This window comes from Candidatus Palauibacter polyketidifaciens (genome assembly GCF_947581785.1).
Taxonomy (GTDB): Bacteria; Gemmatimonadota; Gemmatimonadetes; order Palauibacterales; family Palauibacteraceae; genus Palauibacter; species Palauibacter polyketidifaciens.
Genome location: NZ_CANPVO010000018.1, coordinates 1 through 22,426, shown reverse-complemented (window position 1 = coordinate 22,426; position 22,426 = coordinate 1). Strand labels below are relative to the sequence as shown.

The window sequence follows — 22,426 nt, the reverse complement described above, 5'->3', positions numbered from 1 at the left end:
GGCGCGAGCGGGGATCGGTGCGGCGGACCTGACCATGACGCGCCCGCGGCTCCTTTTCGTCTGCGTGGAGAACTCCTGCCGCAGCCAGATCGCGGAGGCATTCGCCCGCATGCTGGCGGGTGCCGGCGTGGAGGCGTCGAGCGGGGGCTCGCGGCCTTCAGGCGTCGTGAACCCGCGGGCGATCGAGTCCATGGCGGAGTTGGGCTACGATCTCGGCGTCCACCGGTCGGAGGGGCTGGACGACGTGCCGCCCGGGCCGTTCGATGCGGTCGTCACGATGGGGTGCGGCGACGCGTGTCCGCACGTGCCCGCGCGGCGGCGGGAGGACTGGGAGGTGAAGGACCCGAAGGACCTGCCCCCGGACGAGTTCCGGGCGGTCAGGGATGACATCCGCCGGCGCGTGGCCGCGTTGCTGGTGGATCTGGGCGTGCCGCCCGGGGTGAAGGCGGCAGGGCCCGGAGGGGATCCCGGGGCGTGAGCGGGCCGGACCGGTCGCTCGTGATCGTGGCCGGCGGGCGTTCACGCCGCCTCGGCCGCGACAAGCCTCTGGTCGAGATCGACGGCCGCACCGTGCTGTCGCGGATCCTGGAAGCCACTGAGCAGATCTCGGACGTGGTCCTCGCGGTGCGCGAGGTTCCGCCCTTCCGGCGCGCCCTCGCCGCGGAAGGCTGGGAATCCGACTCGGATAGCGCGGGCCCACCCGGCTCGGTCGCGTTCCGGAGCCCGCAGGGCCGCGCCCTCGTCGCTGTGCCCGACCCGGTGCCCGACCTCGGCCCGCTCGCCGGCGTGGCCTCCGGGCTTGATGCGGCGCGGGGCGCGATCTGCGTCGTGCTGGCGGGCGACCTCCCCTTCGTCACGCCGGACCTCGTCGACCGCCTGAGCGGCGAACTCGCGAACGACCCGGAGCTGGACGCCGTCGTGCCGCGCGCGCGCGGCCGGGCCCAGCCGTTGTGCGCCGCCTATCGGCGCGGGGTTGGCCGGCTCGCCGCGCGGCTCCTTGCGCGCTCCGCCGCGTCCGGCGCCCCGTCTCCCTCGATGATGAGCTTCCTCGATCGATTGCGGGTGCGAACCGTCTCGCCCGAACAACTGAAGCGGCTCGGCGACCTCGAGGCGATGGTCCGCGGCGTGGACAGCCGGGCCGACCTGGCCTGGGCCGTGCGGCGCGCCGCCGGATCCGACTAGCGCCGGGACACGGCCTGGAACCCGGCCGCCACCTCTCCCAGAGCGGCGACCGCGTCGTCCAGTTGACGGTCGCTGAGATAGGGGGCCGGGCCGAGCCGCAGCAGATCGTCGCGGTAGTCCGTCGCCACGCCCCGAGCCGCGAGCGCCTCGTGGAAGTCGCGTGCCCGCGGCGTCCGGAGCGCGAGGAAGCCGCCCACCGCATCGGGCGGCGTCTCCCGGTCGCGGTCCACGAGTTCCGGGTCCGCGTCGAGCCCGTCGAAGCCTCGCGCGAGGCGGTCCATCTGGTGCCGGCTCACCGCGCGCAGAAACGCCGGCGCGAGTCCCCGCTCGCGGAAGAAGTCGAACACCTCGGCCGCCCGGTAGTGACTCGTCGGATCGTACGTGCTGCCCGCGAACCGCTCCGCCCCCGACCCGTAGCTTACCCGCCCCTCGTCCTCCGCCCCGTGCAGCGCCGAGAACTCCGCGAACCACCCCGTGACCGCGGGGCGCAGCCCGCAGTCCGGAGGTACGCGCAGGAAGCAGTTCCCCTCACCGAGCTGACAGTACTTGTACCCGCCCCCCACGACGAACGCGCCTTCGAGCCCCAGCTTCGAGAGGTCGAAGGGGATCGCGTTCAGCGCGTGATAGGCGTCCACGAGGAGGTGGCACCCTACTTCTTCGCAGCGTTCCGCCACGCGGTCCAGCCCGCCGACGATACGGGCGTCGCGGTAGAGGACGGCGGAGACCAGCACGCCGGCCGTCTCGTCGTCTGTCGCGAGACGGAGCCGCTCGGAGAGCGAGTCGATCGGGTCCACGGGCACGCGAACGATGGTCGGTCCCTCCTCCTCCAGGCGGTCGAGCTGGCGCCGGATGGAGTGGAACTCCCCCGCCGTCGTCACGAGCCGGGGCCGCGCGCGCAGCGGCAGGGCGGAGAGAAAGCGGACCACGAGTTCGTGCGTGTTCGAGCCCAGCGCATAGTCCCCTTCGTCCGGGCGCCCCGGGCGTCCGAGGAGTTCGGCGTACCCGGCGCGGACCCGGTTCCCGCGGGCGAACGCCTCCTCCCACTTCCCGTCCACGAGGCGGGCTGCGTCCTCCCAGGCCCGGAGCTGTCCCGCGAATCCGCAGTCGGGCCACGCCTGGTGCGAATGTCCGGTGAGGAGCAGCCGCTCCGCGACCCGGAAGCGGGAATAGTGCGGAGCGAGCGCGTTCGGCTCCCGGTACAGATCCTCCGGCGCCAGACGGGTGTGGTGTCCGGTCACAGGTCGGTGCGGATCGCCCACAGGTCGGGAAACACCGGGCGGTTCAGCGACTTCCTGAGGTAGGCGGCGCCCCCCGTCTGGCCGGTCCCGGGCCGCGCCCCGATCGTGCGCTCCACCATCTTCACGTGCCGGTAGCGCCACTCCTGGAGTCCCTCGTCGAGATCCACGAAGCGCTCGCACAGCTGGACGAGCTGCGGATCCTCCCGGTACAACCGGATGAGGGCGGCCCGCACGCCCGCGGACGGCTCGGTCGGTGCCGTGACGTCCCGCTCCAGGTCCTCCGCCGGGATCGCGTACCCGTGCGCGTGGAGGAACCGGAGGAAGGCGGCCCAGAGCGACGGCTCCCCGTAGCGGGAGTCGAGCCGCCGGCGCGCGTCGCTTCCCTCCGGGTATCGGTCGAACACGTCCCGCCGCTTGTGGCCGAGAATGAATTCGAGTTCCCGGAACTGGTACGACTGCAGGCCGCTCGCCTCTTCCAGCCGCTGCCGGAAGGCGAGGAACTCCAGCGGCCGCATCGTCTCCAGGATGTCGAGTTGATGGACCTGCACCTTCAGGATCGTGAGGATGCGCCCCATGGTGTGCAGCAGCCGCGGCATGTCGTCCGCGCCCATCCGGTCGCGCGCGAACTCGAGCTCGTGCAGGAGCTGCTTGAACCACAGCTCGTACACCTGATGGATGATGATGAACAGCATCTCATCGTGCTCGGGGTCCCCGCCCTCGCCCGACTGCTCCCGCTGGAGCGACAGCAACTCGTCGAGGTGCAGATATCCGGCATAGGTCAGGTATTTCCCGTGCGCCATGGATCTCCCTTCGGCGGCCGGTCCTCAGTACCCCCACTCGAAGCGCGGCGTGTAGCCATCCAGCGACGAATACTGCGGAGGCCAGGGGATCGGCGCCCCTGAAGCGTAGGCTGCGTGCCGGGTCCAGTATGGGTCCCAGAGGTGTGCGCGGGCGAGACAGCAGAGGTCCGCACGCCCCGCCGCGAGGATCGTGTTCACGTCCATGAAGGAGGAGATGTTGCCCACGGCCATGGTCGCGATTGCCGCCTCGTGCCGGATGCGGTCCGAGAAGGGGGTCTGGTACTGGCGGCCGTAGACCGGCTCCTGCCAGGGGACGGTCTGCCCCGCCGAGACGTCGATGATGTCCACGCCCGCATCCCTCAGGCGGCGCGCGACCTCGACGGCCCCGTCCGGCGTCATCCCGCCCTCCGCCCAGTCCACCGCGGAGATCCGGACGGAAATCGGCTTCTCCGCTGGCCACACGGCTCGCACCGCCGCGAGCACCTCGAGCGGGAAGCGAAGCTGCCCGTCCGCGTCTCCCCCGTACTCGTCCTCACGGAGGTTCGTGAGAGGAGAGATGAAGCTGGCGAGCAGGTAGCCGTGCGCGAAGTGAATCTCCAGCAGGTCGAACCCGGCCTCCTCGGACATCTCGGCCGCGCGACGGAACTCGGCCGTCACCCGGTCCATGTCCCGCCGAGTCATTTCGCGCGGAACCGGGCTGTGCTCGAACCAGGACACGGGAGAAGCGGCCATGATGGGCCAGCCGCCCTCTTCCAGCGGTTCGTTGTCGCCCTCCCAGGACAGCCGCGTGGACGCCTTCCGTCCCGCGTGGCCGAGCTGCATCCCGATCGCCGCCTCGGAGTGGCGGTGGACGAAATCGACGATCCGCTTCCACGCGCCCACGTGCGCGGGAGCGTACATCCCCGTGCAGCCCAGCGAGATACGTCCTTCGCGGCTCACGTCCGTCATCTCCGACATCACGAGTCCGGCGCCGCCGATCGCACGGCTGCCGAGGTTCACCAGGTGCCAGTCGTCCGGCGTGCCGTCCTCCGCCGAGTACTGACACATGGCTGAGACGACGACCCGGTTCTTCAACTCGAGTTCCCGGAGACGGAACGGGGCGAGGAGCGGAGGAGGAGCCGGACCGGACGCGACGCTCCCGGGGGGAGGCCTCCCGGCTCCCGTCGCCGCATCCGCCGCGGCCCGCTCCGCGAACCAGCGGTCGACGCGCGCGGTGAACTCCGGGTCGCGCAGCGCGAGGTTGGAGTGGGTGATCCGGAGGCTGCGCGTGATGAGGTTGAAGGCGAACTGCACGGGTTCCGTCTCCAGGAAACGCTCCGTCCCCTCGAACCACTCGAGGCTCGCCTGGGCCGCCCTCTGCACGCTCTCGACCTCCGGCCGGCGGGCCGTCTCGTAGGCCTCCAGCGCGGGAGCGACGGCGAGATCGTGGGCGAGGAGCGATTCGTGGAGCGAGATCGCATCGATCATCGCGAGCCGGGTGCCCGACCCGATGGAGAAGTGGGCCGAGTGCGCGGCGTCGCCGACGAGCACGATGTTGCCGTGGCGCCAAGACCGGTTCCGCACGGTCGGGAAGCCCCGCCAGATCGAGCGGTTCGCGACGAGTCGATGGGAGTCCAGCTCCTCGCGGAAGGTGTCCTCGAGGAAGGCGACGGTCTCCTCTTCGGACCCGGCGTCCATGCCGGCGGCGCGCCACGTCGCCTCGGTCGCCTCGACGATGAAGGTGGAGACGGCTTCCTCCCCGGCGCCGCCGGGCCGGTACTGGTACGCGTGCACGCGCCACAGACCGTGTGTGGTCTCACGAAAATGGAAGGTGAAGGCGGGGAAGGGCTTCGTCGTGCCGAGCCACACGAACCGGTTCGGACGGAGATCGACGCGGGGGCCGAACGCGCGGGCGTATCGGTCCCGCATGCGGCTGTTCACTCCATCCGCGGCGAGCACGAGATCGGCGTCGGCGTACGCCTCCTCCGACTCGACTTCCACGCCGCACCTCAGATCGACACCGAGTTCGCGCGCTCGCGCCTCCAGGATCTCGAGAAGGGTGGTGCGGGCGAGGCCGCTGAACCCGTGGCCGGTCGACGTGAGCCGGTGGCCCCGGTAGTGGATGTCGATGTCGTCCCAGTGGTGGAAGGACCGCGTGATCGCCTCGTAGCTCTCGCGGTCCGCGGCGGCGAGTTCCTCCAGCGTCGCGTCGGAGAAGACGACGCCGAATCCGTAGGTGTCGCCGGGGCGGTTGCGCTCGAGGACGATGACGTCGTGCGCCGGATCCGAGCGCTTCATCAGGATCGCGAAGTACAGGCCGGCGGGCCCGCCTCCGACGCAGACGATCCTCAGGGGTCGCCCTCGGCGCGCGCGGCGTCGAGCAGATGACGCGCGATGATGAGACGCTGGATCTCCGTCGCGCCCTCGTAGATGCGGAGGGCTCTCACGGAGCGATACAGCCGGTCGACCGGGTGGTCCGCCAGCACGCCGCGTCCGCCGAGGATCTGCACGGCGTCGTCCACCACCCCCTGCGCGATCTCGGTCGCGAAGGACTTGGCCATCGCGGCCTCGAGGTCGGTGCGGTCCGCCCCGCCGTCGCGCTCCCACGCCGCCCGGTATACGAGGAGCCGCGCGGCGGTGAGGTCGGTGCCCATGCGTCCCACCTTCTCCTGCGTGATCTGGAAATCGGCGAGCGCCCGTCCGAACTGCCGCCGCGAGAGAGCGTGGTGGAGCGCCTCGTGCAGCGCGCGGCCCGCCATCCCGCACGCAGCGGCTCCGACGGTGGGGCGGAGACGGTCGAGCGTCGCGAGCCCGAGCTTGTACCCTTCACCCTCGCCTCCGACACGGGCCTTGGCCGGCAGTCGGCAGTCCTCCAGCGCGATCTCGCCCAGCGGGTGGGGGTCGGCCATCACAAGCGGCCGCACGAAGCGGAACCCCTTCGTATCCGCCGGGAGGAGGAAGGCGGAGATCCCATCCACGCCCTCGCCGGGGTCGGTGACCGCGAACAGGAGGTAGAAGTCCGCGATCCCCGCGTTCGAGATGAACGTCTTCACGCCGTTGAGGACGTAATCGTTCCCGTCCCGGACGGCGGTCGTGCGCATGGCGGCGACATCGGACCCGGCCTCCGGCTCGCTCATCGCGAAGGCGGCCACGGCTCGCCCCCGGACGGCGCGGTCGAGCCACAGTCGCCGCTGCCTCTCGTCGCCGGCCAGCGCGATCGGGGTCGAGCCCAATGCCTGGAGTGCGAACATCGCGTCCGCGAGCGGCGAGTAGAAGGCGAGCGTCTCGCGAATCACGGAACAGGCCCGGAAGTCCTGCCGGGCGATCGCCTTCAGCCAGCCGCCCCGCCCGAGGGACGCGCAGATCTCCCGTGCGTACCGTCGGGCGAGATCATCGTCGTCCCGATGCGCGTGTTCGGCGAACTCCGCGGCCGCATAGCGCCCGAGGCCCTCACCGAGTTCGAAGTGCCCCGGTTCGAGAAAGGCGCGGACGGGATGGAGGTCGATCACGAGAACACCGCGGCCCGCTTCTCGACGAAGGCCCGGAAGCCCTCGCGGAAGTTCGGGTCCTCCATGCAGGCGGCCTGCAAGCGGGCCTCCTCGGCGAGCGCGTCGCGCAGCGTCATGTGCGCCTCCTTCTCCAGAGCGCGCTTGGTGACGGACAGCGCGGAGGAGGGTCCCGCCGCCAGCCGCGCCGCCCACTCGGTTCCCGCGGCGAGCGCTTCGCCAGCGGGTACGACACGATTGTACAGTCCGAGACGAAGCGCCTCCCGCGCGTCGAGAAAGTCGCCCGTCATCAGAAGCTCCGTCGCCCGCCCGAGACCGATGATGCGCGGCAGGAGCCAGGCGATGCCCATGTCGGCGCCCGAAAGCCCGACCCGGGTGAACAGGTAGGCGATCTTCGCGGATTCCGCCGCGATCCGCACATCGCAGGCGGTCGCGATCACGGCCCCGGCCCCCGCCACCGTTCCGTTCAGGGCGCCGACGACGGGCTTGCCGCACTCCCGCATGGCGGCGATCAGGTCGCACGTCATCTGCGCAAATTCCAGCAGTTCGCCGGAGTCCATCTCGAGGAGCGGTCCGATGATGTCCCGCACATCTCCGCCCGTGCAGAAGGCGGTGCCGGACCCCGTGATCACGACCGCGCGGACCCCCGGTTCCCGGTCGAGCGCGCGGAAGGTGGTTCGGAGTTCGTCGTAGATCTCGAAGGTCAGGGCGTTGCGCCGTTCGGGACGGTTCAGCGTGATCGTCGCGACGGAGGTCGCGGCATCGACCTCGTACAGGAATGAAGTCGGGTTCAGAGGCACGGCGCGCTTCCTTCCAGGGAGTGGTGCGGCGTCACGGCACGACGGCGGTCGCTTCGATCTCGACCTGCGCGCCGACATCGACTAGCCCGCCGACCTCGACGAGCGACATGGCGGGATAGTGTCGGCCCAGCCGGGCGCGCCACGCCGCCCCGAGTTCGGAACGCGCGTCCCGGTAGGCGGCGAGATCCGTAACGTAGATGGTCATGCGTCCGATGTGCGAAGGTTCTCCGCCGGCCGCCCGGATGACCGCCAGCACGCGATCGAGCGCGAGCGCGAACTGTGCGGCGAAGTCCGGCGTCTCGATGTCTCCGCCCGGGCCGGTCGCGGTTTGCCCGGCGACGAACAGCACCCGCCCTCCGCGAGGCGCGAGGAGTCCGTGATTCCAGCCCTGCGGCTCGCCCAGCGCGGCCGGATTCAGGACCTCGAACGGGTCGGTGCGGGCATCGGCCCCGCCATCGGCGCTCATGCGGGCGTTCCCCGACACGTCACTGGAGGGCCGATGTGGCGCCGCCGTCCAGCACGACGGTCTGGCCGTTGATGCTCAGCGCTTCATCTTCGCACAGGAACGCGATGGACGCCGCGACCTCCCCGGGGGCGATGAGCCGCCGCTGCGGCGTCGTCGCGAGAATCGCCTCGACGGCGTCGGTCTCCTCCATGTCCGTTCGCTTCACGATGTTCTCTATCGTCGCATCCGTCATCGGCGTGTCGACGTAGCCGGGACAGACCGCGTTCACCGTGACCCCGGCTCGCGCCACTTCGGCCGCGGCAGAGCGCGTGAGTCCGACAAGGGCATGCTTCGACGCGGCGTAGCCCCCCATGTAGCGCCCTCCCCGCAACGCGGCGACCGAGGCCACGTTCACGATCCGGCCCCAGCCGCGTTCCACCATGCCCGGCAGCACGCCCTGCATTGCGAGGAGCGCGCCGGTCGCGTTGATGCGCCACAGCCGTTCCCATTCCTCCAGCGCGAGCTTCACGACCGGGGCGGAACTCGCCACGCCGGCGTTGTTCACGAGGATGTCCACGGCTCCGAGCCGATTCGCGGCCTCGCGGCACAGGGCTTCCACGCTCGCCGGGTCCGACACGTCGCACGTCGCCGCCCACGCCTCTCCGCCGCGGTCCCGAAGCTCGGCGGCGACGGCCTCGATCTCCGGCGTGCTCCGCGCCGCGAGGACGAGTCGGACGCCCCGGTCCGCCAGCGTGCGGGCGGTCGCGGCCCCGATGCCGCGTCCCCCGCCCGTGATGAGAGCGCCACGTCCGGCGAGACTCACGACTCTTTCTCCTCTTCCAGGGCTGCGCTCACCGCTTCCGCGAGGATGTCTCCGAGCGTCTCAATCGTAGCACGTCCCTCTTCCGCCGTCGCCTGCGACGGATAACCGAAGTAGGCCCGCGTCCCCCCCGCTTCCGCGAAGTCTCCGAGTCCGGCCCCGATCGCGGCGGAGAGGGAGACCGGATTGTCCTCCAGTTCGCGCATTATTTCCATGCGCACGCACCCGGGGCTACGGGCGAGAACGATCGAACCCTCGTACTGCCCGGCGTGACACGCCCCGCTTCGGAACTCCTCCGTCAGCCGGCTTCCCCACGGCCGGCGCGTGACGTCCGGAAATACGACGCGAATGGCGTCCCCCTCGCCGACCGCCGCGGCCGCCGCCCGAAGCGTCTCGACGTGAGCGGGGTCGAAGTGTGCGTTCGCGATCGCCAGCGTAGCGATCCCGGCCCGGCCCAGGCTGGCGGCGATATCGACGACGAGGGCGGTGAATGTCGCGGTCCCGATATCGATGGTGCCGGGGAAGTTCGCGGCGAAGGCGGCGGGCGTGTACCGGAGGCCGTCGAGGAGCACGGTCTCCAGACCGCGAGCCGAGAGTCGCCGGGCGCCGGCTTCCGCCATCGCTTCCGCGATGATGACGTCGGTGTCGAGAGGCAGATGGGGGCCGTGCGCTTCGGTAGCTCCCACGGGCAGGATGGCGACCGTTCGATCGAGGTCGAGCGCCCCGAACTCCTCCCAGGTGAGGTCCGACAGCCTGTACAGAGTCATGGAATCTCGCTACGCCGTGCCGGGGAGGGGCGCAAGTCCGGGAGGCTGGCGTCGGTTGTAGACGCGCCGGGCCGGACATACCCTGCGAAACCCGAACCCGACCCCGGACCGCCCGGAAGACCCTCGCCGACGGAGCCCGATGCGAGCCGCCGTTCCGCAGCCGATCTTCGATCCGCCCGAGCGCTTCAACATCGCCGAGTATTTCCTCGGCGACCGCATCCGGGAGGGGTGGGGCGGCCGCCGCGCGCTCCTCACCGATGGCGGCGAGAAGACCTATGCCGAGGTCGACGCGCTCGCGAACCGCTACGGTCACCTCCTGCGCCGCGCCGGCGTGCGGCCGGAGGAGCGGGTCCTCATCGCGCTCCCGGACGGACCGGACTTCGTCGGCGCCCTCTTCGGGACGCTGCGGATCGGCGCCGTGGGCGTCATGCTGAACCCGTACCTTCGGCGCGACGAGATCTCGTACTTCTTCCGTTATACGCGCGGCGCCGTCCTGCTCGTGGATTCCGGCCGCGCGGACGCCTTCCGCGAAGCCGCGTCGCCCGGTGTGGCCGATGCCGGAGCGGGATCCGCGGCGGATGACGGGGAGGGGCTCCGCTGGGGCGAAGAGATCTCCGCCCCTCGCGAAACGTTCGTTGTGGACCGGCCGCGGTTCAGGGAGCGTCTGCACGGCCAACCGGCGACGCTGGATCCGTTCCCCACTCACCGACACGATCCCGCCCTCTGGCTGTTCAGCGGAGGAACGACGGGACGCCCGAAAGGCGTCGTGCAGACGCACGCCTCGTTCGCGAATACGACGGAGTGTTACGGGAAGCGCGTGCTGGGCCTGACGGAGGACGACATCACGCTCTCCGTCCCCAAGCTGTTCTTCGGATACGCCACCGGGTCCAACCTCTTCTTCCCCTTTTCGGTCGGCGCGACGGCGGCCCTCTTCCCGGAACGCTGCACGCCCGAGGTCCTCTTCCATCGCATCGAGACGTTCCGCCCGACGATACTCGTGAATGTCCCCACCATGATCCGGCTCATGGTGGCGCAGCCGGACGCCGCCGGCCGCGACCTGTCCTCCCTCCGCCTGGCGACTTCGGCGGGCGAGGCGCTGCCGCCCGAGCTTCACCGGCGCTGGCGGGACACGTGGGGCGTCCCGCTCCTGGACGGACTGGGGACGGCGGAGATGTGGCACATCTTCCTGAGCAATCGCCCGGAGGAGGTTCATCCCGGGACCCTGGGCCGCGCCGTCCCCGGGTTCGACGTGCGGGTCTGCGATGACGAAGGCCGGGAGCTGCCGGATGGCGAAGTGGGCTGGCTCCGGGTCCGCGGGGGATCCCGGGCCCTGGGCTACTGGCAGCGGGCGGACGCGACGGCGGAGGCGTTCCGGGGCGAGTGGTACGTATCCGGAGATATGGTCGTCCGCGACGAACGGGGCGTCTTCCGCTACTGCGGGCGCGGCGACGACATGCTCAAGGTGAAGGGGAAATGGTTGTCGCCCGGCGAAGTGGAGGACTGCCTGCTGCAGCACGCGGCCGTGGCGGACGCGGCCGTGGTCGGCGTCCCGGGCCGCGACGGGCTCGTGCAGCCGGTGGCCTGGATCGTACCGGCCGGGGCGAACTCCGACGCCACCGGACTGGCGGCGACGCTGCGGACATTCGTGGCTTCGCGCCTGGCGTCGTACAAGGCGCCGGCCGCCGTTCACGTCGTGGACGCGCTCCCCCGCACGCACCTGGGGAAGGTCGACCGCGCGGCGCTCCGCGAGACCGTGACGGGGGTCAGTCGTCGCCGAGGAGCGCCATGACGAGTCCGCTGCGGATCTTGGGCTCGAACCAGGTCGACTTGGGCGGCATCATCCGGCGCTGCCGACAGACCGCGACGAACTGGTCCATGGTCACTGCGGGCAGTGTGACGGCCAGGTCGGCGCGACCCCCGTCCACTTCGGCCGCGAGCCACGCCGCGTCCCTGTTGGCGCCGACGAAGGTGAGCCGCTCGTCGGCCGCATCGGGGATGCCCAGATCCGCGAGGAGCGTCCGCTGCACGATATCGTGGTCGATGGAGGCCGCAGCGTCCGTCTCGTCGTAGACGCCGGCCCGCGGCAAGGCGCGCCGCCAACCTCCGTCCGCCGTGTACACGCCGACCACGTGTGTTTCGTCCGGCTGCAGAGGCCCGTCTCCCGCAGGCGCCACGTCGAACGAGCGCGCCAGCGCCGACTCCACCGACGCGTCGCGATCGCCGGGGAGCCGGACCAGCCGGTTGTAGGGGGAGATCCCCATCCGGTCGGCCGGAAAGAACACCGCGAGAAAGGACTCGTGTCCCAGCATGGCCGCGGCGGCGCTCCGGTGGTTCCCGTCGGCCACGTACGCTTCCGGCTCGCCCGCCAGGAGACGCTGCAGGCGCGTGACGGCGCCCGGCTCCGAGACGAGCCAGATGCGATGCGTCGTCCCGAGGTGTCCCTCCACCTCGAAGTCGACCGCCGTTCCATCGGCGTGGCGCTCGAGGGCCGCCGCGAACGCCCCCGACGCGTCGGGCACCGCGTTGTTGACGGTCCCGATGATGGCGCCGGTCGCCTCGATCAGCCGTGCTCGTCCCCTCGCCTTGGGCGGGCGGACTCCCTCGTTGCGGATAATCGGCCCGTTCGCCGTCGCCTCCGTCCGGATCTGGGCCGTGCGCGCCAGCCCCCCGAGGCCGATCTGGCGCACGCCGGGGCGCTGCGGATCCACGATCTCATAGATGTACAGGGTCCTCTGCACCTCGTGCGTGAGCGGGGAGCCGCACAGGCGCTCGAAGTTGCGGCGCGCCCGCGCGAGCGACTCCTCCGAGTCCCCCCTCAGGATCCGGTCCGGGCTCGCCACGGCGCAGTGCGCCATGGTGACGCTCAGCACCGAGTCCGGTGCGTCCCGAATGGCTTCCCAGATCTCGTGGTCTCCCTGAAACTCGTCGTAGTTGAGCGCGGAGACGCGGTGCGCGGCCGCCGAGTCGACGGGCACGAGCGCGCGGCGGATGGGGCGTATCGTGAGCATTTCGCAATGAACCGGGTTGGAGTATCAGTCGGCGCACGGTTGACCTCGCCAAGACCCTGCCAACCGGGGACATCCCGCGCAACGCCCGGCACGGACCGCTGGACGCCGGGGACGCGCTCCGCGGGAGCGGAACCCGGCCGCACCGGGCGGGTAGGCGGCTTCTTCGAAACCGGTGGCGCGTCAGCGGAAAGTCCGCGGCTTCGCGTCCCCCCATCACGTCGAGGACAACCATGAGATCGCGAACAATACTCTCCCTCGCCCTCCTCCTGGCCGGCGCGGCCGCGTGCGAACGGGACGGAAACCCGTACGGCGCCGCGTGGCAAGACGCCCAGTCCAATCTCGTCGGGGCGTACCGCCCGCTCACCAGCCTCTCGATCGTAAGCAATCTGCCGGACGACTTCCGCGCGCTGCCCCCGGGGGGAGACCTCCGGCTCGTCTTCGGATCCAGCGGGAGTCTCACGGGCTGGGTGATCCTGCCGTCGCAGATACCGGGAGAAACCGGCCTGAACGCGCGGCTGAACGGTTCCTGGGACTATGACCGGTCCTCCCGGCAAGTTGCGCTGAGCGTGGCCGCCACGGCCTCGACGGCGGCGTTCGAGCTGATCCTGCACGCGACGTCCTTCGACGGCTGGGTTCGACTCCAGGGTGCGGGCGAAATCGATGGGCAGCTGATCCACGTGGATCTCGGCAAGCCGACTCCGAGAACCCCGGAAACCATCGGCGGCGGCGGAGGACCCATGTCGCTCTGACGAGCAGGCCTCCCGGCGCCCGACGCGCGGACGGCGGGTTGCCCGCAAGAGGTAGTAGCGTTTCTTATCAGAGGGGTGTCGCGCCCCCCCGGGCCGGCCCGGCCGTGCCCGGGGGGCGGCGGCAGACCGGTCGAAACCAGTGCTGGAGGCTTCATGAGATACCCGCGGGTCCGGAACATGGTGTGCGCGGCCACGGTCGCTACCTTCGCCGGCGGCATGACGGCGTGCGAACTGGACAACAATCCGTACGGGCCCGCATACCGAACGGTCCATCACACCATCGTCGGCGCCTACCGGCCCCTCGAACTCCTCCAGCGCGAGGTGCCGGATCTTCCCGACGACTTCCAGCCTCTCCCCGCCGGCTCGGATGTTCGTCTCGTCTTCGGGTCTGTCCAGAACCTGAGTTCACGGATAACGCTGACCGGATTCGGGTCGGGCGGTACGACCCTCGACACCCGGCTCTACGGTTCGTGGGAGTACGACGTCAATGCGCGGCGGATCACGATGAAGATCGACCCCTCGGCGACGATCGCGGGGTTCGAGACCGTGCTCCAGGTGACGCTTCTCGACCGCTGGGTCCGCATACAGGGCGTCGCGGAGATCGGCGGCCGGCTCGTGCCTCTGGATCTGGGCAAGTCGCTCTTCGATCCGATCGAGGGCGGCGGTGGAGGTGGGCCGGCGAACCGCGTCTCGGCGCGGTAACGCGTACGGCGTCCCGGTGGCGAAGAAGGCGAAGGCGCGGCCCCGATCCGCGCGCGGCATCGAACTGACGGCGTTCCGGGTCGCGGACACCGCCCTCGAGATCGAGACGGGCGACCAGCGTCGCGAGTGGATGGACGAGACGCCCGACCGCTTCGCGTACCGCTGCCTGCCGCTCCTCATCGCGAACCAGGCCGGCTGGGATCTGCTCTGTCCGACGAAGTTCTGGCTTCGCTGGGACGGCGGGGTCGGGTTGGAGTCCATCCGTTTTCGCTGGGAGGACGAACCGCACCCGGCCATCTCGAGCCATTTCGGGAGCGGAGTCGTGACGTTCACGCCCGGCTACCTGTTCCGCACCACGAAGGGCCACAACCTCTGGGCGCGAGGCTGCCCGAACCTCCCCAAGGACGGCATCGTTCCGCTCGACGGGATCATCGAGACGGACTGGGCCCCGTTCTCGTTCACGATGAACTGGAAGGTCACGCGGCCCAAGCATTGGATCCGCTTCGACGAGGCAGAGCCCATCTGCCGGATCCTCCCCATGCCGCGGCACTATCTCGAGAACGCGCGCCCCCGCACGCGAGAGCTGTGGGACGACAGGCTCGTCGCCCGGCAGTACACGGAATGGAACGAGTCCAGAGCCCAGTTCATTGACGACCTCCACGCCCGGGATGAAGAGACGGTTCGAGAGGGCTGGCAGCGGACCTATATTCGCGGCCAGAACATGCGCGGCATGCGGATGCAGGACCACCAGACGAAGCTCCGGCTTCGCGATTTCCTCTCTGTGGGGAAGTAGGCGCATCCCGCCCGGCGCATGGACAACCGCAAATTGGCTGTGTATTCTGGGCTCCGGAAAATGCGAACCGGATCAGGTTCGCCGGCATTGTGGTCGGCATGTGCGGCAAGGCCCGTACTCTCGGCGACACCAATACCTTCAGGAGCACGGGCATGCGCAGAAGCGGCACAGTCAAGTGGTTCAACGATCAGAAGGGCTTCGGGTTCATCGCGCTCGATGATGGATCCGCGGAGGTCTTCGTTCACCACACGGCGATCCAGGCGGACGGTTTTCGGAGTCTGGCGGAAGGCGAGAAGGTCGAGCTCGATGTCGTCGACGGACCGAAGGGCCCCAAGGCCGAGAACGTGGTCAAGCAGGCCTACTGACCCACCGGCAGCATGGCGCATCGCGTTGAGGGGCACGTAGAAGGGAGGGGGCGTCCGGGATGGGACGCCCCCTTTTTTCGTGGCCTGGCGCGACCCTCCCCACCGCCACATCCGGTGTCGTGTCCGGAAATGTCACGGCACTCCCGGTAGCTCGCGGATTTCCGGGCACGCCACTAGCGGTCCCGCACTCGTTTAATCAACTTGAGGGTGTAACCGTCGCGTAACCTCCAGCGCCGGGATGGAATCATGGAGATCGACCGGAGAAGGTTCCTTGCATCGGTTGGTGCCGGTGCCCTCGCGGTGATGACGCCCGAGGACAAGGCGGAGGCTCTGGAGCACTACATGTGCGATCTCCTCGACGGCGAGGATCCGGGTCACGTCCACGACCATCATCACCACCACGGTCCCGTTCCGCGGACCGAAGACCTCGACCCGCGGCTCCTCGACGAGAACGACCTGCTGGCGGAAGCGGCGGAGGCCGAAGCCGAGTTCGCGGACGAACACCACCACGACGACGACCATGATGCCGGACAGGAAGTCCGCGCCCCGCGCGGAACCGGCAACCTGTTCAGGCCCAGCGATGAGGTCCTCGAACCCCTGCCCGCGAATCCGACGCTGGAAGATTTCTTCCGCCTGAGGTTCTGGCCCGCCCGTCATGTCCTGCAGAGCGCGACTCACGCGTTGAATGACGGGCAGCCCGAGGAGAATGTCCTCGCCGGCCTGCTCCACGACACCGTGCAGAACCTGATCAAGGTGGATCATGGCTGGTGGGGCGCACAGCTCTACGAACCGTATGTGCCGGAGTACGTGAGCTGGGGCATCCGGTATCATGGGGCGCTGCGCTTCTACCCGGACGAGGAGTACGGGTACGAATACCCGGAGCTGTACAACCGGATCTTCGGCGAGGATTACATCCCGCCGGATTACATCAAGCAGGCTGCGGAGTACGCGAAGGGTCATCCGCTGTATGTTTCGGCTCGCATGATCTGCGTGAACGACACGTATGCCTTCCAGGATGGCATGGAGGTCTCGCTGGATCCGTTCATCGACATCATCGGGCGACATTTCAAGCAGCCAAAGGAGGGTCTCGGGTACGACAACAGTCCGGTCGCACACATGTGGAGGTCCATCGAGATGCCTTGGGCTCCGCTCTAGCGCATCTTCGGACATCGGACGTCCCGCGGGCCCATCGGCTCGGGCCCTCGAGGACGGGAAGTTCAGAGCCGATCTGCTTGAACCGACAAACTTCGGGAATTGAGACAACCAACCTCAGGAGATGAGTATGCTGAAACGTGCATTCCTGGCCCTTGCCTTTCTGGCGGTGCCGGCGGCGGCCTTTGCCCAGGGGACGATCGAGGGCAGGGTCACCAACCAATCCGGCGCCGGCCTCAGCGGCGCGAGGGTCGCGATCCCCGCGCTCGACATATCGGTGGGCTCGGGTGCCGGCGGCGCCTATTCGATTTCCGATGTCCCGGCCGGCGACCATGTGGTCGAAGTCCGGATCATCGGTTACGCCATTCAGACGCAGACGGTCTCGGTCGTGAGCGGTCAGACCGCGAACCAGGACTTCTCGCTGGAACTCCAGGCGATCAACCTCGGAGAGCTGGTGGTCGTCGGAAGCCGCGCGCAGCCGCGAACGGTGACCGAGTCGATGGTGCCGGTGGACGTGATCCCGGTGTCCGAGATCACGAGCCAGGCGGAGACGAACATCGACTTCCTGCTCCGCACCGTGGTGCCATCCTACAACGTCCGGGTCGAGCCCATCAGCGACGCGGCGACGATCACGCGCCCGGCGAACCTGCGGGGGCTCGCGTCCGACCACACCATGGTGCTGATCAACGGGAAGCGGCGGCACCGCGGGTCGATCATCACGTGGCTCGGGGCCGGTCTCTCGGATGGGGCCCAGGGCGTTGACATCGGTTCCATTCCCGGCATCGCGCTGCGGCAGGTGGAAGTCCTCCGCGACGGCGCCTCGGCCCAGTACGGCTCGGACGCCATCGCCGGCGTGATGAACTTCATCCTCAAGGACGACCGCGACGGCGGCATGATCGAGGTGAAGACCGGCAGCTACTACGAAGGCGACGGCGACATGCTCACCGTCTCCGGAAACGTCGGGGTCCCGCTGGGGGCCACGGGCTTCGCCAACCTCAGCGTCGAATACGGGAACCAGGATCCGACGGACCGGGCCATCCAGCGCGCCGACGCCATCGCGCTCCTCGGGGCCGGCAACAGCGCCGTGCGCACGCCCACGGCCCAGATCTGGGGGTCGCCCGAGGTCAACGACGACCTCAAGGTGTGGCTCAACACGGGCTATACGTTCAGCGACGACGAGCAGTTCTACGCGTTCGGTAACCTCTCCACCAAGGAGGTGGACGGCGGGTTCTTCTTCCGTAATCCGAACACGCGGGGCGCGGTGTTCAGCGGCGACGGGGGCGAGTCGCTCCTCATCGGCGACGTGCTGCAGGCGAAGGGTCTCGGATCGGCGAACTGCCCCGAGGTCCCCATCACGAACCATGTGCCCGACCCGGTGGCGCTGGCGCAGGTCTTCGCCGACCCGAACTGCTTCTCGTTCCAGGAGATGTTCCCGGGCGGCTTCACGCCCCAGTTCGGCGGCAACGTCACCGACTGGTCCGTCGTGAGCGGCGTCAAGGGCGGCAACGAGGACGGCTTCACGTGGGACGCCAGCGCCGGCTTCGGCAGCCACACCGCCGACTTCTTCATCTACAACACGGTGAACGCGGCGCTCGGGCCAGAGACGCCCACGCATTTCGACCCGGGGCTGTACCGGCAGGATGAGTTCAACCTGAACTTCGACGTCGCGTACGAGGCCAGCGACCAGGTCCACCTCGCGGGCGGGCTCGAGCGGCGGGAAGAGCGCTTCACGATCGGGCAGGGGCAGGACGAGTCGTGGAAGATCGGGCCCTACGCCGCGCAGGGATTCAGTTCGTCCTCCAACGGTTTCCCCGGCTTCAGCCCGATCGCCGCGGGAGAATGGGATCGCCAGAACGTGGCGGTCTACGGAGACGTTCAGCTGGGCGGCAGCGAAGATCCGTGGACGCTCGGCGCCGCGTTGCGCTGGGAGGACTTCTCCGACTTCGGAAGCCAGCTGACGGGGAAGGTCTCGGGTCGTCTCGAGGTGAGCGACGCGGTTGCCCTGCGCGCCGGCGGGAGCACCGGCTTCCGCGCGCCGACGCCGGGGCAGCAGAACGCCTTCAACGTGTCGACGGTGTTCGACGCGACGATCGGCGACCTCGTCAACCGCGGTACGATCCCCTCGACGTCGGCCGTGGCGGCCCTTCGAGGCGGGGAGCAGCTGAAGCCCGAGAAGGCGTTCAGCCTGACGGCGGGGGCCGTGTTCGACGCGGATGCGTTCAAGCTGACGATGGACTACTACCGGATCTCGATCTCGGACCGCTTCGCGCAGACGCAGACGTTCTCGCTCACCGACACCGAGGTCGCGCGACTCCTGGGCGAGGGGATCACGAGCGCGGCGAACCTCGCCGAGTTCCGGTTCTTCACGAACGACTTCAGCACGAGGACGCAGGGGCTGGACATCGTGGCGAACTACACGCCCCCGTCGATGGGCGGCGCGACGAGCTTCAGCGTGCTCTTCAACTACAACGGGACGTCGGTCACCGACTTCAACCCCGACGTCATCAACCAGGACCGGGTCGACCAGCTTGAGCAGTCCGTCCCCTCGTGGCGGGGCTCGCTCAACGTCCTGCACACGATCGGCGGGGTGCGCGGCCTCGTGCGCGGCACCTGGTACGATTCGTGGGTGGACGTTGGTGGCGTCGTGATCGGCGGTGTGGAAGGCACGGCCTTCCCCGGCCGGTTCCTCGTCGACTTCGAGTTGTCCACGGACCTCACGGACGATGCCGAACTCACGATCGGCGCGAACAACCTGTTCGACACGTATCCGGCGGCGCAGGATCCGGACACGGCGGACAATGTGGGTCTGCTCTATCCGGAGAGCTCGCCGTTCGGATTCAACGGCGGATACTACTACGTTCGCGTGAACTACCGGTGGTCGTGGCTCACGGGGTGAGTTCCGAAGCGTAGTCAGGCGGGACCCGGGGTCGCCGGTAGTCGAGGCCGAGCCCGGAGCGTAGGATCCGACCCCGGCGGGAGGCGAAGGCCGCCCCCCGCCGGGGTTGTGTATTCGTACCGAACATCATGGCGCCGCATCGCGCGGCGCGGGGAAGGGGATCCGTGGAGAACCTCCGCAAGTTCTACATCGACGGGGCGTGGGTCGAACCGTCGGTCGACGATACGCTGGACGTGGTCAACCCGGCGACCGAGGAAGTGATCGGAGCCATCGCGATGGGTGAGCAGGCCGACGTGGACGCCGCGGTGGCGGCCGCGACCGACGCCTTCGACGCCTTCTCACAGACCGACCGGGAGGAAAGGGTCGCGCTGCTGGAACGCATCTGTGAGGGCTACGCGGCCCGTTCGGCGGAGTTGGCCGCGACCGTCAGCTCGGAGATGGGCGCGCCGATGGCCCTGGCCGTGCAGGCGCAGGTCCCTTCCGGCATGGGGCACTTTCGAACCATGCTGAAGATCCTCGCGGACTTCGAATTCGAGACGGACCTCGGAACGTCTCTCCTCGTGAGGGAACCGGTGGGGGTGTGCGCCTTCATCACGCCGTGGAACTGGCCGCTGAACCAGATCGCCTGCAAGGTGGCGCCGGCGCTCGCGGCGGGGTGCACGATGGTGCTCAAACCGTCGGAGGTCGCACCGCTGAACGCCCTGATCTTCGCGGAGATCCTGCATGAGGCCGGTGTGCCGCCCGGGGTCTTCAATCTCGTGAACGGGGCGGGTCCAGTCGTGGGAGCGGCGCTTTCCGCGCACCCCGACGTCGACATGGTCTCCTTCACCGGCTCCACCCGGGCCGGGGTGGAGGTCGCCCGGAACGCGGCGCCGACGGTGAAGCGCGTGGCGCAGGAACTGGGCGGCAAGTCGGCGAACATCATCCTGGATGACGCCGATTTCGGGCGGGCGGTGTCCCGGGGGGTCTTCGCGGTGTGCAACAACACGGGACAGTCCTGCAACGCGCCGACGCGCATGCTGGTGCCGCATTCGCGCATGAACGAGGCGGCGGAGATCGCGGCCGCGGCGGCAGGGAAGGTCGTGGTCGGCGAGCCCGGCGGCGAGGGGACAACGATCGGTCCGGCGGTGTCCGATGTGCAGTTCGACAGGATCCAGCGGCTGATTGAGCGGGGGATCGAGGAGGGTGCGCACCTCGCGACGGGAGGGCCCGGGCGGCCGGAGGGACTGGAGCGGGGGTACTACGTCCGGCCGACGGTTTTCTCGCACGTGAGCAACGAGATGGTCGTCGCGCGCGAGGAGATCTTCGGACCGGTCCTCGTGCTCATCGGATACGAGGACGATGATGACGCCGTTCGCATCGCGAACGACACACTCTACGGTCTCGCCGGCTACGTGTCGGCGGGCGACCGCGAACGTGGACGGTCCGTCGCGCGCCGGATCCGATCGGGCCAGGTCAACCTTAACGGCGCGCGTCCGGACTTCAGGGTGCCGTTCGGCGGCTACAAGCAATCCGGCAACGGGCGTGAATGGGGTCGCCACGGGCTCGAGGAGTTCCTCGAGCTGAAGGCGATCCTCGGCTATCACGAGGAGGCGAAGTGAAGACGGCATTGTCCTCGACCTCGGCGGCGGCGGTGGATGAAGCGGTCGGAAACGCCGCGGCGGGAGCGATCGAACCTGTCCCGCACCTGGTTGGCGGTCGGGCGCGGCCCGGCGCTTCGGGCCGTACGGCGCCTGTCTTCAATCCGGCGACGGGGCGGCAGACGGGCGAAGTGCCGCTGGCGGGGGTCGGCGAAGTGGACGAAGCCATCGCGATGGCCGTGGCGGCGTTCGACGAATGGCGGGGTGTCAGCGTCGCGCGTCGCACGAAGCTCATGTTCGCGTACCGCAACCTGGTCGAGGCGTACGCCGAGGAGATCGCGAAGCGGCTCACCGCCGAGCACGGAAAGGTCCTTGCCGACGCGATGGGCGAGGTCGCCCGCGGCCTGGAAAATATCGAATACGCCTGCGGCCTCGCCGAACACCTGAAAGGGACGTACAGCGAGCAGGCTTCCACTGGCGTCGACGTCTATTCCGTCCGGCGGCCGCTCGGGGTTGTGGCGGGGATCACGCCGTTCAACTTCCCGGCCATGGTGCCGCTCTGGATGTTTCCGAACGCGGTCGCGTGCGGGAATACCTTCGTGCTGAAACCGTCACCCCGCGATCCCGGCGCCGCGAACTTCATCGCGGAACTCTTCCACGAAGCCGGCTTCCCGGCGGGCGTGCTGAACGTTGTGCACGGCGACCATGTGGCCGTGAACCGGTTGCTCAAGCACCCTGATGTGCAGGCCGTCAGCTTCGTGGGGTCCACGCCGGTCGCCCGTCACGTGTACGAGACCGCCACCGCGCACGGAAAGCGCGTGCAGGCGCTCGGTGGCGCCAAGAACCACATGGTCGTGCTGCCCGATGCGGACATCGACCTCGCGGCGGACTCTGCCGTTTCCGCCGCGTACGGATCGGCCGGCGAGCGGTGCATGGCGATCTCCGTCGCGGTCGCGGTCGGAGACAGCGCCGATCCGCTCGTCAACGCGATCCGCGCCCGCATGGAGAAGCTGCGCATCGGCCCCGGCGACGATCCCGCCTCCGAGATGGGCCCGCTCATCACGGCCGAGCACCGCGACCGCGTCGCGGAATACGTGCGCGAGGGCGCCGAGGCGGGCGCGCGCGTCGTCGTCGATGGCCGGGACGCCCCCTTCGAGGGCGACGGCTTCTTCCTCGGCGTCACGCTGCTGGACCGTGTCACACCGGATATGTCGGTCTATCGGGACGAGATCTTCGGTCCCGTCCTCTGCGTGGTGCGGGCGGACACGTACCACGACGCCGTGGACCTCCTGCGCAACAACTCCTGGGGGAACGGTGCGGCGATCTTCACCCGCGACGGGGGCGCCGCGCGACAGTTCCAGGAGGACGCGGACGCCGGGATGGTGGGCCTCAACGTCCCCATCCCCGTCCCCGTCGGATACCACTCCTTCGGCGGCTGGAAGGAGTCGGCGTTCGGGGCGCACGCGATCTATGGCCCCGAGGGCGTGCACTTCTACACGAAACCGAAGGTGATGACGGCGCGCTGGCCCGATCCCGCCGGAAGCCGGGTCGACCTCGGTTTCCCCACCAACCGCTGAATTGCGGATATTCCGTAAGTTCCGTATTATCGGCCAATGTCCAATACACGAAACGTGTCTCTGGATG

20 protein-coding genes are annotated in these 22,426 nt (G+C 69.3%); 11 read left to right on the top strand and 9 right to left on the bottom strand.

Annotated features, from left to right (window positions below; translation table 11 throughout):
* The first annotated feature begins 34 nt into the window (after window positions 1-34).
* Window positions 35-478, top strand: a complete 444-nt coding sequence (locus RN729_RS05535) for an arsenate reductase ArsC (RefSeq protein ID WP_310782681.1) — start codon at window positions 35-37, stop codon at window positions 476-478.
* Entirely contained in the window at window positions 475-1,182 is a 708-nt protein-coding gene (locus tag RN729_RS05530) for a molybdenum cofactor guanylyltransferase (RefSeq protein ID WP_310782680.1), read from the top strand. Before RN729_RS05535 ends, RN729_RS05530 begins: the two co-directional genes overlap by 4 nt.
* On the opposite strand, the gene RN729_RS05525 is transcribed toward RN729_RS05530, so the two are convergent.
* The 8 genes from RN729_RS05525 to RN729_RS05490 are packed head-to-tail and all read right to left on the bottom strand — an operon-like array spanning window position 1,179 to window position 9,537.
* The gene (locus RN729_RS05525; protein ID WP_310782679.1) at window positions 1,179-2,420 is read right to left on the bottom strand and encodes a hypothetical protein; all 1,242 of its coding nucleotides are present in this window, start codon (window positions 2,418-2,420) and stop codon (window positions 1,179-1,181) included. The two genes, RN729_RS05530 and RN729_RS05525, sit on opposite strands and share 4 nt — an antisense overlap.
* Complete coding sequence (locus RN729_RS05520) at window positions 2,417-3,220, bottom strand: tryptophan 2,3-dioxygenase family protein (RefSeq protein WP_310782678.1); 804 nt, start codon at window positions 3,218-3,220, stop codon at window positions 2,417-2,419. The genes RN729_RS05525 and RN729_RS05520 overlap by 4 nt, the downstream gene beginning before the upstream one ends.
* 24 nt (window positions 3,221-3,244) lie before the next feature.
* A complete protein-coding gene (locus RN729_RS05515) occupies window positions 3,245-5,545 on the bottom strand; it encodes a bifunctional salicylyl-CoA 5-hydroxylase/oxidoreductase (protein WP_310782754.1) in 2,301 nt (766 codons plus the stop codon).
* 2 nt (window positions 5,546-5,547) lie between these two features.
* On the bottom strand, window positions 5,548-6,708 hold the full coding sequence (locus tag RN729_RS05510; protein ID WP_310782677.1) for an acyl-CoA dehydrogenase family protein: 1,161 nt from the start codon (window positions 6,706-6,708) through the stop codon (window positions 5,548-5,550).
* Window positions 6,705-7,505, bottom strand: coding sequence for an enoyl-CoA hydratase family protein (locus RN729_RS05505; RefSeq protein ID WP_310782676.1), 801 nt, complete (start codon window positions 7,503-7,505; stop codon window positions 6,705-6,707). The genes RN729_RS05510 and RN729_RS05505 overlap by 4 nt, the downstream gene beginning before the upstream one ends.
* Window positions 7,506-7,536: 31 nt before the next feature.
* On the bottom strand, window positions 7,537-7,971 hold the full coding sequence (locus RN729_RS05500) for a RidA family protein (protein WP_310782675.1): 435 nt from the start codon (window positions 7,969-7,971) through the stop codon (window positions 7,537-7,539).
* Between the two features lie 19 nt (window positions 7,972-7,990).
* The gene (locus tag RN729_RS05495; protein ID WP_310782674.1) at window positions 7,991-8,773 is read right to left on the bottom strand and encodes an SDR family NAD(P)-dependent oxidoreductase; all 783 of its coding nucleotides are present in this window, start codon (window positions 8,771-8,773) and stop codon (window positions 7,991-7,993) included.
* On the bottom strand, window positions 8,770-9,537 hold the full coding sequence (locus RN729_RS05490; RefSeq protein WP_310782673.1) for a creatininase family protein: 768 nt from the start codon (window positions 9,535-9,537) through the stop codon (window positions 8,770-8,772). Before RN729_RS05490 ends, RN729_RS05495 begins: the two co-directional genes overlap by 4 nt.
* Window positions 9,538-9,676: 139 nt before the next feature.
* On the opposite strand from RN729_RS05490, the gene RN729_RS05485 reads away from it, so the two are divergent.
* Complete coding sequence (locus RN729_RS05485) at window positions 9,677-11,326, top strand: benzoate-CoA ligase family protein (protein ID WP_310782672.1); 1,650 nt, start codon at window positions 9,677-9,679, stop codon at window positions 11,324-11,326.
* Here the strand turns inward: RN729_RS05485 and RN729_RS05480 are convergent.
* On the bottom strand, window positions 11,301-12,545 hold the full coding sequence (locus RN729_RS05480; RefSeq protein WP_310782671.1) for a DUF1015 family protein: 1,245 nt from the start codon (window positions 12,543-12,545) through the stop codon (window positions 11,301-11,303). The two genes, RN729_RS05485 and RN729_RS05480, sit on opposite strands and share 26 nt — an antisense overlap.
* 230 nt (window positions 12,546-12,775) lie before the next feature.
* Here RN729_RS05480 and RN729_RS05475 point away from each other — a divergent pair, with 230 nt between their 5' ends.
* From RN729_RS05475 to RN729_RS05440, 8 genes are all read left to right on the top strand, one after another.
* Entirely contained in the window at window positions 12,776-13,294 is a 519-nt protein-coding gene (locus RN729_RS05475) for a hypothetical protein (protein WP_310782670.1), read from the top strand.
* Between the two features lie 153 nt (window positions 13,295-13,447).
* Window positions 13,448-13,996, top strand: a complete 549-nt coding sequence (locus tag RN729_RS05470; RefSeq protein WP_310782669.1) for a hypothetical protein — start codon at window positions 13,448-13,450, stop codon at window positions 13,994-13,996.
* Between the two features lie 16 nt (window positions 13,997-14,012).
* Window positions 14,013-14,789, top strand: coding sequence for a DUF6065 family protein (locus RN729_RS05465; RefSeq protein WP_310782668.1), 777 nt, complete (start codon window positions 14,013-14,015; stop codon window positions 14,787-14,789).
* 152 nt (window positions 14,790-14,941) lie between these two features.
* Window positions 14,942-15,154, top strand: coding sequence for a cold shock domain-containing protein (locus tag RN729_RS05460; protein WP_310757763.1), 213 nt, complete (start codon window positions 14,942-14,944; stop codon window positions 15,152-15,154).
* Window positions 15,155-15,400: 246 nt separating this feature from the next.
* A complete protein-coding gene (locus RN729_RS05455) occupies window positions 15,401-16,309 on the top strand; it encodes a hypothetical protein (RefSeq protein WP_310782667.1) in 909 nt (302 codons plus the stop codon).
* Window positions 16,310-16,436: 127 nt separating this feature from the next.
* Window positions 16,437-19,202 (top strand): TonB-dependent receptor, encoded by a 2,766-nt coding sequence (locus RN729_RS05450; RefSeq protein WP_310782666.1) that lies wholly within the window; start codon window positions 16,437-16,439, stop codon window positions 19,200-19,202.
* Between the two features lie 164 nt (window positions 19,203-19,366).
* Window positions 19,367-20,803, top strand: coding sequence for an aldehyde dehydrogenase family protein (locus RN729_RS05445; RefSeq protein WP_310782665.1), 1,437 nt, complete (start codon window positions 19,367-19,369; stop codon window positions 20,801-20,803).
* A gap of 68 nt (window positions 20,804-20,871) precedes the next feature.
* Window positions 20,872-22,359: a CoA-acylating methylmalonate-semialdehyde dehydrogenase gene (locus RN729_RS05440; protein ID WP_343218902.1), complete on the top strand. Its 1,488-nt coding sequence runs from the start codon at window positions 20,872-20,874 to the stop codon at window positions 22,357-22,359.
* Window positions 22,360-22,426 lie beyond the last annotated feature (67 nt).